Source organism: Ensifer sp. Root142 (assembly GCF_001426785.1).
GTDB classification, from domain to species: domain Bacteria; phylum Pseudomonadota; class Alphaproteobacteria; order Rhizobiales; family Rhizobiaceae; genus Ensifer; species Ensifer canadensis.
Map to the genome: position 1 here is coordinate 36,450 of NZ_LMFK01000006.1, position 12,517 is coordinate 48,966.

Sequence of the window (12,517 nt, forward strand, 5' to 3'; positions counted from 1 at the left end):
GCCAAGCCAGAATGAGTATTCGCCGATGACGTCCAATACCGCATCCGTGGTTTCGGCCCGGGACCTCTGTCTGACCTTCGAGACCGCCGACGGCCCGGTGAACGCCCTGACCGGCGTCAATCTGGATGTGACCAAGGGGGATTTCGTTTCCTTCATCGGCCCCTCCGGCTGCGGCAAGACGACGTTCCTGCGCGTCATCGCCGATCTGGAAAAGGCGACCTCCGGTACGATCACCGTCAATGGCATGACGCCCGAGGAAGCGCGGCGGCAACGCGCCTACGGCTATGTCTTTCAGGCGGCCGCCCTCTATCCCTGGCGCACCATCGAGAAGAACATCGCCCTGCCGCTCGAAATCATGGGCTACAACAGGCAGGAGCAGAAGGCGCGCATCGACCGCACGCTGGATCTCGTCAACCTCGCCGGTTTCGGCAAGAAATACCCATGGCAACTGTCGGGCGGCATGCAGCAGCGCGCGTCGATCGCCCGCGCGCTTGCCTTCGACGCCGATCTTCTCCTGATGGACGAGCCCTTCGGCGCGCTTGACGAGATTGTTCGTGATCATCTGAACGAGCAGCTGTTGAAGCTCTGGGCCCGTACCAACAAGACCATCTGTTTCGTCACGCATTCCATTCCCGAAGCGGTCTATCTCTCCACCAGGATCGTGGTGATGAGCCCTCGCCCCGGCCGCGTCACCGACATCATCGAATCGCCCTTGCCGCGAGAGCGCCCGCTCGGCATTCGCGAAACGCCTGAGTTTCTCGAGGTCGCCCATCGCGTGCGCGAGGGCCTGAGAGCGGGGCACAGCTATGAGGAATAGCGGGGCGTCTTCGACCATTTGCCGTCCTGCAACACGGGCCGACATGAGTGCCTGCGCCGACATTCTCAACCGCTGGATCGACGCGACGCCGTGGATGCCGCGGATACACCAGCATGCCGACGTCGAGCGATATTATCTCGAGACGGTCTTTCCCGAGCGGACCGTGATCGTTGCCGAGCGCAACGACCGGGTCGCAGGCTTCATGGCGCTCTCAAGTGATCATTATGTAACGGCGCTTTATGTCGACGACGTCCACCGCGGCGTGGGCGTCGGCAGCAATCTGCTCAAGACCGCGAGGTCGCTGTCCGCAACAGAGTTGAACCTCTGGACCTTCGAGGCAAACGGCAACGCCCAGCGCTTCTACGAACGCCAGGGCTTCTCTGCCGTAAGCCGCACCGATGGCGACAACGAGGAAGGCCTGCCTGACATTCTCTACCATTGGCGTGGAGCGGGGGTACGGCCATGAACCTTGCCTATGTCCTCTGGCTGCTGCTTGCCACGACCATTTTTCTCGGCGGCGCGACGGCTTCGCGCGCCTATGTCTCCAACAGCCATGTCGGCGTGCTGGTTCTGGCCCTCGGGCTCTACATGGTCGGCAACATCATCATGGTGAAGCTGATGCGCGACGGCGGGCTTGGCCTTGCAATCTCGTTGTCAGCCATCGTGCAATTGGTTCTCGTCAACATCATTGCCTTTGCCGTCTTCGGCGAAAAGCTGAGCCTCACCCAGGCGGCCGGCGTCATGCTCGGCATCGCCGCCATGGGCCTGATTTTGCTGCCGGCGAGCGGAAAGGCATGACGATGAGAGAAGAAAGCTTCCTCAGGGACAAGCTCTTGCCAGTCGGCACCGTCGTCGCGCTGTTGATCGTGGTCTGGTACATTGCAGTCGTGTTCCTGAACGCGCCGTTCGAGCGCGACACCGCTGCCCGCGCCGGCACCGAGATCAGTTTCTCGCAGATCGTTCACAACACCATGGCGCAGGAGCGCCCCGTTCTGCCGGCACCGCACCAGGTTATCGCCGAGATCTGGGATACGACCGTCAACAAGCCGATCACCTCGAAACGCAGCCTGGTCTATCACGCCTGGATCACGCTTTCGGCCACTCTGCTCGGTTTCGGCATCGGCGCTGTACTCGGCATTCTCCTGGCCATCGGCATCGTGCACAACCGCGCCATGGACCGGTCGCTGATGCCCTGGGTGATCGCCAGCCAGACGATCCCGATCCTCGCCATCGCGCCGATGATCATCGTCGTCCTCAACGCGATCGGCATCTCCGGGCTTTTGCCGAAGGCGCTGATCTCGACCTATCTCTCGTTCTTCCCCGTGGTCGTCGGTATGGTGAAGGGCCTGCGCAGCCCCGAGGCGATCCAACTCGATCTGATGCACACATACAATGCCTCGCAAGCGCAGGCCTTCTGGAAGCTGCGCTGGCCGTCATCGATGCCCTATCTCTTCACCTCGCTGAAGGTTGCCGTCGCAATTTCGCTCGTCGGCGCCATCGTCGGCGAACTGCCGACAGGTGCCGTAGCCGGCCTCGGCGCGCGCCTGCTCGCCGGTTCCTATTATGGCCAGACGGTGCAGATCTGGTCGGCGCTGTTCATGGCGGCAGCGCTTGCGGCGGTGCTGGTCATGATCGTCGGCTTTGCACACACCGCCGTCCTGAAGCGCATGGGGGCCAAGCCATGAATCTTCCGATCCTGATTGGTGCCGTCGTCTTCTGGCTTGCGGCCTGGGCCTTCAACGAATGGCTGGTGCGCCAGCGGTTTCAAAGCGAAGCCGCCAACCGGGCCGCACATTTCGCCGTACCGCTCCTCTTCGGCATCACCCTGCTGGTGCTCTGGGAAGGCATCGTGCGCGGCTTTTCCGTACCCTCCGTCCTGCTGCCGGCACCGTCGATGATCTGGCAGCGCCTGATCAACTCGCTGCCAACACTGGCGGCAGACTTCCGCCAGACATTCCTGAAGGCGGTGCTAACAGGCTATGCCCTCGGTTGCGGCCTTGGTTTCGTCGTCGCCATCCTCATCGATCGCTCGCCATTCCTGCAAAAGGGGCTGCTGCCGCTCGGCAACTTCGTCTCGGCGCTGCCGGTCATCGGCGTTGCGCCGATCATGGTCATGTGGTTCGGCTTCGACTGGCAGTCCAAGGTCGCCGTCGTCGTCATCATGACGTTCTTCCCGATGCTGGTGAACACCATCGCCGGACTGGCAGCGTCCAGCCACATGGAGCGCGACCTGATGCGCACCTATGCCGCCTCCTGGTGGCAGACGCTCGTCAAGCTGCGCCTGCCGGCCGCCTGGCCGTTCATCTTCAACGCGCTCAAGATCAACTCCACCCTGGCGCTGATCGGCGCCATCGTCGCCGAATTCTTCGGGACACCCATTGTCGGCATGGGGTTCCGGATCTCCACGGAAGTGGGCCGCATGAACGTCGACATGGTCTGGGCCGAAATCGCCGTCGCGGCGGTGGCAGGTTCGGCCTTCTACGGGGTGGTGGCGCTCATCGAGCGCGCCGTCACCTTCTGGCATCCTTCCATTCGCGGAGGGCGCGCCTGAGAACACCGTGGAGCAATTCCAGGAAAAGTGTGAAACGGTTTTCCGTCCCGAATTGCCTACTTCAAACACAATGAAACAAAAACAAGAGGGAACTGACATGAACAAGAGACTTGCATCGCTTCTCGCCGCAGGCGTCTTTTCGCTCGCAGCATTCCATGCCGAAGCCGCCGACAAGGTGACACTGCAGCTGAAATGGGTCACGCAGGCGCAGTTTGCCGGCTACTACGTCGCCAAGGACAAGGGCTTCTACGAAGAAGAAGGGCTCGACGTCGATATCAAGCCCGGCGGCCCGGATATCGCGCCCGCGCAGGTGATTGCCGGCGGAGGCGCCGACGTCGTCGTCGACTGGATGCCGTCAGCCCTTGCCACCCGCGAAAAGGGCGTGCCGCTCGTCAACATCGCTCAGCCGTTCAAGAAGTCGGGCATGATGCTGACCTGCCTCAAGGAGAGCGGCGTCACCAGCCCGGACAAGTTCAAGGGACACACGCTTGGCGTCTGGTTCTTCGGCAACGAGTATCCGTTCCTGTCGTGGATGTCGCATCTGAAGATCCCGACGGACGGCGGCCCGGAAGGCGTGACCGTCCTGAAGCAGGGCTTCAACGTCGATCCGCTGATCCAGAAGCAGGCGGCCTGCATCTCGACCATGACCTACAACGAGTACTGGCAGGTCATCGATGCCGGCATCAAGCCGGACGATCTCGTGACATTCCAGTATGAAGACCAGGGCGTGGCGACACTCGAAGATGGCCTCTACGTGCTCGAAGACAAGCTCAAGGATGCGGCCTTCAAGGAAAAGATGGTCAAGTTCGTGCGCGCCTCGATGAAGGGCTGGAAGTATGCCGAACAGAACCCGGATGAAGCAGCCGACATCGTTCTCGAGAATGACTCAACCGGTGCCCAGACCGAAAAGCACCAGAAGCGCATGATGGGCGAAGTGGCCAAGCTGACCGCCGGTTCGAACGGCGCCCTGGATGAAGCCGACTACAAGCGCACCGTGCAGTCGCTGCTTTCGGGCGGTTCCGATCCGGTCATCTCCAAGGAGCCGGAAGGCGCCTGGACGCACGAGATCACCGACGCCGCGTTGAAGTAGGAAGAAAACAAACCGAATGACAGAAGAGGGTCGCGCGACAGCCATCGCGCGGCCCTCTTCCGTTTGCGTGCAGGCCTTTCATGGCCCGCTAAGGTTGCCTCGAATTTCCGGGCGTGGGGGTGGCAATTCGGGGCCAACGGGCCGTTGATGCGCCTCGATTGTCAAGATCGTGTCGAGATTGCAACCAAGATTGCAGAACGGAAGAAATATTGAGGAACCATCACTTCACCGCACTTGTAAGCAGATGATGTGAAGATTACATAGGCGCGGATGTTTGTTGGAGGCAAGCAACACGGAGGAGTTGATTTTTCCGAATAGTTTGCCTGCGGGAGCCTCTCCCCGTCCTGCCCGCGCTCACGGTCTGATACCGTGCGAGTGGCGCATGAATGAAAATGGCCGTGCGCCTATGCCTTGTTTCGCTTAATCCGCGAAGACAAGCGTCGGCGAAACTGAAAATCGCTTGATTGCATTGGGATCCGGCCTGCGAAGGCACAGTTCCTTTTTATGTCGTTTCCGTTGCCAGGATTGTAAAGCCGATGGCTCAGAAAGTATTACCTGCTCTCAGCGTTTGCGTTGCGATGATGATTGCTCCGTTTTCAAGTGCATTTGCCGAGGAACCAGCCAAGGCGCAGCCCGCGCAGAGCCTGCCGTCGATCGTCGTGACCGAGGCAGTCGATCAGTCGATCAGCGATCGCGTCGTTGCAACCGGGACGATACAGGCGGTTGAGCAGATCTATGTCGCGCCGCTGGTCGAGGGCTTGTCGATCCGCTCGCTCAATGTCGATATCGGCGACAAGGTCGAAGCAGGCAGCGTGCTGGTGGTTCTCAACGACGACGCGCTGCGGCTTGAAAAGAGCCAGCTCGAAGCGGCGCTCGCCAAGGCGGAAGCCGGGCTGGCGCAGCTCACCGCTCAACTTAGCGAAGCAAAGGCCAATTCCGAAGAAGCGACACGCGTCAGCGATCGCAACGCGGAGCTTGCCAAGAACGGCACCGTTTCGACGGCGGAAGCCGATCGCGTCCGCGCTCTTGCCGCGGCCACCCGTGCCCGGGTCCGCTCCGCCGAACAGGCCGCTGCGGTCTCCAAGGCCGATATCAAGGTGGCGCAGTCCCAGATCGACGACATCGATCTTCGCCTCACCCGCACCGAGGTCAAGGCCCCGGTCGCCGGCGTCATTTCCGCCAAGAACGCCAAGATCGGTGCGATCGCCAATGGCAGCGGCGAACCGCTGTTTGCGATGATCCGCGATGGCGCGATCGAGATGAAAGCGGATGTCGCCGAAGCCGACATCATCAAGCTTGCCGTCGGCCAGCCGGCGACGATCACGCTTGCCGGCGGGAACACCAAGGTCGAGGGCGCCATCCGCCTGATCGCCCCGACGGTCGATCCCGTTTCCCGGCTCGGCACCGTGTTCATCAGCCTCAAGGACACCGCCAAGGCACGCTCCGGCATGTATGCCAGCGCCATCATCACCGCCGAAGAGAAAACAGCTGTCGTTCTGCCGCAAACGGCGGTTACCAATGAGAACGGCAAGACCATCGTGCGCAAGGTCGACAACGGTGTGGTCAACATCATCCCGGTGACGACCGGCATCTCCGATGGCAAGTTCGTCGAGGTGGTCGAGGGGTTGAAGGCCGGCGAAGAGGTTGTCGCCAGGGCCGGCGCCTATGTGCGCGACGGCGACCGCATCAACCCCGTCAAACCAGCGCAACCAGCGACCAACTGACAGGAACCGTGACCATGAACTTCTCAGCCTGGTCCATCCGAAATCCGATCGCTCCGATCCTCGCCTTCTTCGTGCTGCTGGTGCTCGGCTATCAGTCGTTCTTCAGCCTGCCGATCACCCGCTTCCCCAACATCGACGTGCCGATCGTGTCGATCAGCGTGGCGCAGAGCGGTGCCTCGCCGGCCGAACTCGAAACCCAGGTCACCAAGGAAATCGAGGACGCGGTCGCCAGCGTCACCGGCGTCGACCATATCCAGTCGACGATCAACGACGGCACATCGACCACGGCCGTGATCTTCCGTATGGAAGTACCCACGACCCAGGCCGTCCAGGACGTCAAGGACGCCATCGACCGCATCCGCGGCGACCTGCCCACCTCGATCGAAGAGCCCATCGTCTCCAAGGTCGACGTCGAAGGCCAGGCGATCCAGAGCTTCTCCGTCTCTGCACCGGGCATGTCGCTGGAAGAACTCTCGTGGTTCGTTGACGACGTCATCAAGCGCGAAATTCAGGGCAAGAGCGGCATCGGCCGGGTCGATCGCTACGGCGGTGCCGACCGCGAGGTTCGCGTCGAGCTTAGCGAGGACAAGCTGAATTCGCTGGGGATCACCGCCGCCGACGTCAATGGCCAGCTTCGACGCATGAACATGGACCTGGGCTCCGGCCGCGGTCAGGTGGGCGGCAGCGAACAGGCGATCCGTACGCTCGGCGACGCCCGCAATGTCGACCAGCTTGCCAACACGATGATCTCGGTGCCAAGCGGTCGCTTCGTGCGTCTTTCCGAACTCGGCACCGTGACCGATACCTATGAGGAGCCCCGCTCCTTTTCGCGCTTCAACGGCAATCCCGGCGTCACCTTCGCGGTCTTCCGGGCCAAGGGTGCCAGTGAAGTCAGCGTTGCCGAAACCGTTGCCAAGTCGCTGGAAAAGATCCGCGCGGCCAACCCTGACGTCACCATCGAGATGGTCGACGATTCCGTCTACTTCACCTACGGCAACTATGAAGCGGCCCTGCATACGCTGATGGAAGGCGCACTGCTTGCCGTCATCGTCGTCATGCTGTTCCTGCGAAACTGGCGCGCCACGCTGATTTGCGCCGTCGCCCTGCCGCTCTCGGCGGTACCGACCTTCTGGGTCATGGAACTGCTCGGCTTCTCGCTCAATCTCGTCAGCTTCCTGGCGCTGACGCTGGCGACCGGCATTCTCGTCGATGACGCGATCGTCGAGATCGAGAACATCGAGCGGCATATCCATATGGGCAAGTCGCCCTATCGGGCGGCGATCGAAGCAGCAGACGAAATCGGCCTTGCGGTTATCGCGACCACGTTCACGATCATCGCGGTGTTCATACCGGTGTCGTTCATGCCGGGCATCGTTGGCCAGTACTTCATCCAGTTCGGCCTGACTGTCGCCGTCTCGGTGTTCTTCTCGCTGCTGGTTGCACGGCTGATCACGCCCGTCATGGCCGCCTATCTGATGCGTCCATCCAAACTTGATGGACATCATCTCGAAGACGGCTACCTGATGCGCAAGTATACGCGCCTGGTTCATGCAACCACGAAGCGCTGGTACATGCGCTACCTAACGGTGCTCATCGCCATCGGCGTCACCGTGGCCTCCATGGCCGCGCTGTTCCTGTTCGTGCCCGGCGGCTTCCTGCCCCCGGACGACACGTCGCGCGTCAGCCTCTCCGTCGAACTGGCCCCGGATGCCATGCTCGAAGACACGGACCGCACGACCGCGCAGATCTATGAGAGGGTCAAGGACCTCGAGGGCGTGGACAGCGTCTTCGTGCTCGGCGGTGCCTCACCCAAGGGCGACCTGGAACTGCGCCGGGCTACCGTGACGGTGCTGCTGGAAAAGCGCGACCACTCGCTTCTCAACAAGATCGTCAACGACGTCATTGGCGGCCTGCCGGTCATCGGCCAATACCTGCCGAAGCTTGAGCCAGATGGCCGCATCATTCCTCAGGCCCAGATCGAAAAGGAAATCTTTGCCCGCGTCCGGGATATTCCGGACGTCCGGGTCATCAAGCTCAACGACCGCGGTGAGCGAGAGCTGTCCTTCAACCTGCTCTCGAACAACGAGACGGATCTGGACCAGGCCGTTGCAATTCTCGAAGCCAAGCTGCGCAGCGATCCACTCCTGGCCAATGTCAGCCCTGACGGCGCCCTGCCCCGTCCAGAGTTGCAGATCCGTCCGCGTGACGAGCAGATGTCACGCCTTGGCATTACCACCGCGCAAATCTCGGAAGTCATCCGTGTTGCCACAATCGGCGATATCGACGCGGCGCTGACGAAGATTGCCCTCGATGGTCGGCTCATACCGATCCGCGTCCAGATCAACCGTGACTTCCGCACGGATATCGCCGCGATCCGCAACCTGAAGATCCAGACCGCTTCGGGCTTGACGGTGCCGCTGTCGAGCGTTGCCGATATCAACTATTCAGAAGGCCCGAGTTCGATCAAACGTTACGATCGCAACCGTGTCGTTGCACTTGGCGCCGATCTCCCGATCGGCGTGGCGCTGAACACCGCCTCTGCACGGTTCGAGCAGATTGCAAACGATGCCGAGATGCCGAGCACGGTTCAACTCCTCAAGAGCGGTGACGCCGAGGTCGAGGAGGAGATGCAGGAAAGCTTCGTCAATGCCATGCTGCTCGGCCTGATGCTGGTGCTGGTGGTGCTGATCCTGCTGTTCAAGGATGTGATCCAGCCCTTCACCATCCTGTTCTCGCTGCCGCTTGCCATGGGCGGTGTCGCTGCCGGCCTGATCCTGACGCAGAACTCGCTGTCGATGCCGGTTCTGATCGGTATCCTCATGCTGATGGGCATCGTCACCAAGAACGCGATCCTGCTGGTCGATTTCGGTATCGAGATGATGCACCACGGCATGGATCGCACGCAGGCAATGATCGAAGCGGGCCGCAAGCGCGCCCGCCCGATCATCATGACCTCGATCGCCATGTCGGCGGGCATGCTGCCCTCAGCACTCGGCGTCGGCGAAGGTGGTTCGTTCCGGGCGCCGATGGCGATCGCGGTCATCGGCGGCATCATCGTCTCGACGATCCTCAGCCTCGTCGTGGTACCGTCCTTCTTCCTGATCATGGATGATCTGTCGCGCCTGCTCGCCTGGATCTTCGGCCGCCTCGTCGGCAAGAAGGACGAGGAAAACCTGCCGCTCGACCGCGAGGCGTTGACCGAATTCGTCAACGACCAGGGCAAGACGATCGAGGGCCTGGAAGAGCGCCTGAAAACGATTGAGGACGGGCAGTCGAAAGGCAAGCAAACGGGCAAGGTAATCAATCATCCGGCGCTCGCTGCCGAATAGTGGCCAAAAATCACCTGAAAATCGGGCCCGCACCCACCGGTGCGGGCTTTTTTGTGAGAATTGTTTGATCGAGGTCAATTGACGTTTCAAAAGCCCGGTTACCCTGACACCAGAGCATTTCCAGGAAAGTGCGAAGCAGCTTTTCGTCGGGAGATGCGTAAAAACGGGGAGCAAGAGCGTTTTCGTGCTCCTTCTAAGGCGGAAACGCTCTAGACTTTACCTCAGGGCCGGTGTGATGAAGACCTTGCGATTGAACTCGAATGACAGAGCGGTGCTGCTGGGCTCCCGCTTCTTCGAGAAGCTGTCACCGACAGCATCCGATGCCGTTCTCGAAGGCGCCGTCGTAACGAACCACGAAGAACACGACATTCTGTTTCATCAGGACGAACCCATTGACAGCGTCTTCTGCGTCCTGTCCGGCCTTGTGCGCGTCTACCGGCTCGGCAAGGATGGGCGCGAGGCCGACATCGCCGTCTTTCCAAAGGGTGAGCTCTTCGGTGAAAGCGCCATGTTCCTCGGGCACCGCGCCACCGCCAACGCACAGGCCATCGGGTCCTCGACCATCGCCCGCCTCGACAGCCGCAATCTGCGCAAGCTCGCCGAGCAGCATCCGGATATTGCCCAGGCGCTGATGGAGCTGCTCTGCCGTCATGGCCAGATGGCCGAGGACTGCCTGGCAGAGGATCGTCTTCTGACGGCGCCACAGCGGGTCGCGAGCTACATCCTCGGTCACTGCCCGGATGGCTCGACGACCTTCTCGTTCCGGCTGCCGTTCCAGAAGAATGTGCTGGCGGGCAAGCTGGGCCTGGCGCCAGAGGCGCTGTCGCGGGCCTTTTCGGCTCTTCGCCGCTCCGGCGTCACCGTTAAAGGACGCATGATCGAGATCCACGACCGTCAGGCGCTGGAACGGTTCTAGAGCATTTCCAGGAAAAGTGCGAAGCGGTTTTCCGTCCGGAAATGCGTAAAAACAAAGAGATAGAGCGTTTGTGCGGTTCCGTCTAAATCGGAAGCGCTCTAGCTAGCGGTCGCAGCAGGCCACAACGCAAAAGCGGAATCTCGTCGCCCACGATCACGAAGGACGACCATTCCTCCCTGTGGCCCCGGCTCGACCCAGGCGCTACCTCGAGCTAAGCCCGCCATGCAGCGTCAGGAAATCGACGATCCGGTTGACGCCGTCGCCGCGTTTCATGTCGGTGAAGACAAAGGGCTTTTCCGCCCGCATCCGGGTCGCGTCACGATCCATGACGTCGAGGTCGGCGCCGACATAGGGCGCCAGATCCCGCTTGTTGATGACAAGCAGGTCAGATTTGGTGATGCCCGGCCCGCCCTTGCGCGGGATTTCCTCGCCCTGGCAGACGGAGATGACATAGATCGTCAGGTCGGCCAGATCAGGCGAGAAGGTGGCGGCCAGATTGTCGCCGCCGGATTCGATGAAGACGATATCGAGATCGGGAAAGCGACGGTTGAGATCGGCGATTGCCTGCAAGTTGATTGTCGCATCCTCGCGGATAGCCGTGTGCGGGCATCCGCCGGTCTCGACGCCGACGATGCGGTCCGACGGCAGCGCCTGCATGCGCACCAGCGCTTCGGCATCTTCCTTGGTGTAGATGTCGTTGGTCACGACCGCGACCGAGTAATTCTCCCGCATCGCCTTGCAGAGCTTGTCCGTCAGCGCCGTCTTACCCGAACCGACAGGCCCGCCGATGCCGACACGCAGGGGACCATTCTTCGATGCCATGTGACGTTCCTTTCTAGAGCATTTCCAGGAAAAGCGTGAAACCTTCTCCGCTAGGAAACGCGTAAAAACAAAGAGATAGAGCGTTTCCACGTCTCCGTCCGAACTGGAAACGCTCTATGGCCGCGCACGCTTACGAGCGGAACAGCCGCGAATGCAGGGTCTCGTGTCTGAGAGATGAAATATCGGCTGCGATCGTGGCCGAGCCAAGGTCTTCCAGCGATGCGGCGCTCGCCTTTCGCGCCACTGCAGCGATGGTCGGCTCAAGGGCTGCGATCAGCCCGACGCCGTCACGTTGGCCGGTGACGCCGCAGCGAATGGCCACCGATACGGCATTGGATACGGACGCATGCAGATAGGCGGCAATCGCCGGCTCGAGGCCTGTGGCGTGGGCACCCGCAACCGCACCGACGGCGACCGGATAGGCGGTTCTTTCTCCCAGCCGATCGAGCACGGTGTGCGGCCAATGCCGCGCTGCCGCCAGAAAGGCTTCGCCCTGCAGCATGGTTTCCATGTGCCGTTCGCAACTTGCCGCCATCGCCTCGGCAAGCTCGATCACGGATTGAAGCTGCACCGGCTCGCCGAAACCGCGATAGGCTTCGCCAAGCAGCACCGCATCGTTCCAGCCGGATCCGTGGCAAAGAAGCGTCTCCAGCCACAGCCGCAGGCTCTCGATATCGCTGACATGGCCATCGTGAACTGCCTGCTCCAACCCGTTCGAATAGGAGAAGGCGCCGACCGGGAAAGCCGGCGACAGCCAGGTCACGAGGCGAAGCAGCGCCTGCGTGTCGACCCGTTCAGCCATGGTGATGGTGGTGGCCGTGATCGTGGCCTCCGGCCGCGTGATAAGCGCCGCGCAGCGGATGGAACGGCTCGGAGATTTCGACGACCGCCGCCCCCAGCCCCTCAAGCATCGCCCGAATGACCGGATCGCGGGAAATCAGGATGCGGCCTGTCTCGATCTGCGCCGGGAGGTGGCGATTGCCCAGATGCCAGGCCAGTTCGACGAGATGCAACGGGTCGCGCGGACGGATCTCGTAAAGCGCTTCGGATGCCGCAACGATGCGGATATGACCGCCACCCTCGAGCACCAGCAGGTCGCCGTCGGCCAGCATCACCGCTTCCTTCAGGTCAAGCATGACGACATCGTCGTTTTCGAGATGCAGCAGCTTGCGGCGCAGATGCCGCGCATCGTGGGCCAAGGTGATGCTGTGCAACGGCGCCTCGTCCCTGGGTCCGGGCGAAAGTACCTCGGTCGACCGATAGGGCAT

12 protein-coding genes are annotated in these 12,517 nt (G+C 61.5%); 9 read left to right on the forward strand and 3 right to left on the reverse strand.

What is annotated here, in order from left to right; translation table 11 throughout:
* Window positions 1–25: 25 nt before the first annotated feature.
* From ASD52_RS09115 to ASD52_RS09155, 9 genes are all read left to right on the forward strand, one after another.
* On the forward strand, window positions 26–817 hold the full coding sequence (locus ASD52_RS09115) for an ABC transporter ATP-binding protein (protein ID WP_025428119.1): 792 nt from the start codon (window positions 26–28) through the stop codon (window positions 815–817).
* 43 nt (window positions 818–860) lie between these two features.
* Window positions 861–1,283 carry a GNAT family N-acetyltransferase gene (locus ASD52_RS09120; RefSeq protein WP_225906277.1) on the forward strand — a complete coding sequence of 141 codons (423 nt, stop codon included), beginning with the start codon at window positions 861–863 and terminating at the stop codon, window positions 1,281–1,283.
* Entirely contained in the window at window positions 1,280–1,615 is a 336-nt protein-coding gene (locus tag ASD52_RS09125; protein ID WP_025428121.1) for a hypothetical protein, read from the forward strand. The genes ASD52_RS09120 and ASD52_RS09125 overlap by 4 nt, the downstream gene beginning before the upstream one ends.
* A gap of 2 nt (window positions 1,616–1,617) precedes the next feature.
* Window positions 1,618–2,502, forward strand: coding sequence for an ABC transporter permease (locus ASD52_RS09130; protein WP_025428122.1), 885 nt, complete (start codon window positions 1,618–1,620; stop codon window positions 2,500–2,502).
* The gene (locus ASD52_RS09135) at window positions 2,499–3,368 is read left to right on the forward strand and encodes an ABC transporter permease (protein WP_025428123.1); all 870 of its coding nucleotides are present in this window, start codon (window positions 2,499–2,501) and stop codon (window positions 3,366–3,368) included. Before ASD52_RS09130 ends, ASD52_RS09135 begins: the two co-directional genes overlap by 4 nt.
* Before the next feature lie 97 nt (window positions 3,369–3,465).
* A complete protein-coding gene (locus ASD52_RS09140) occupies window positions 3,466–4,458 on the forward strand; it encodes an ABC transporter substrate-binding protein (RefSeq protein WP_025428124.1) in 993 nt (330 codons plus the stop codon).
* A gap of 536 nt (window positions 4,459–4,994) precedes the next feature.
* Complete coding sequence (locus tag ASD52_RS09145) at window positions 4,995–6,182, forward strand: efflux RND transporter periplasmic adaptor subunit (protein ID WP_025428125.1); 1,188 nt, start codon at window positions 4,995–4,997, stop codon at window positions 6,180–6,182.
* Window positions 6,183–6,196: 14 nt separating this feature from the next.
* Window positions 6,197–9,511: an efflux RND transporter permease subunit gene (locus tag ASD52_RS09150; protein ID WP_025428126.1), complete on the forward strand. Its 3,315-nt coding sequence runs from the start codon at window positions 6,197–6,199 to the stop codon at window positions 9,509–9,511.
* Between the two features lie 235 nt (window positions 9,512–9,746).
* Window positions 9,747–10,427 carry a Crp/Fnr family transcriptional regulator gene (locus ASD52_RS09155; RefSeq protein ID WP_025428127.1) on the forward strand — a complete coding sequence of 227 codons (681 nt, stop codon included), beginning with the start codon at window positions 9,747–9,749 and terminating at the stop codon, window positions 10,425–10,427.
* A gap of 201 nt (window positions 10,428–10,628) precedes the next feature.
* Here ASD52_RS09155 and ureG read toward each other — a convergent pair whose 3' ends face one another.
* From ureG to ureE, 3 genes are all read right to left on the reverse strand, one after another.
* Window positions 10,629–11,249: an urease accessory protein UreG gene (gene ureG, locus ASD52_RS09160; protein ID WP_025428128.1), complete on the reverse strand. Its 621-nt coding sequence runs from the start codon at window positions 11,247–11,249 to the stop codon at window positions 10,629–10,631.
* Window positions 11,250–11,379: 130 nt separating this feature from the next.
* Window positions 11,380–12,051 carry an urease accessory protein UreF gene (locus ASD52_RS09165; RefSeq protein ID WP_025428129.1) on the reverse strand — a complete coding sequence of 224 codons (672 nt, stop codon included), beginning with the start codon at window positions 12,049–12,051 and terminating at the stop codon, window positions 11,380–11,382.
* The gene (ureE, locus tag ASD52_RS09170) at window positions 12,044–12,517 is read right to left on the reverse strand and encodes an urease accessory protein UreE (protein WP_025428130.1); all 474 of its coding nucleotides are present in this window, start codon (window positions 12,515–12,517) and stop codon (window positions 12,044–12,046) included. Before ureE ends, ASD52_RS09165 begins: the two co-directional genes overlap by 8 nt.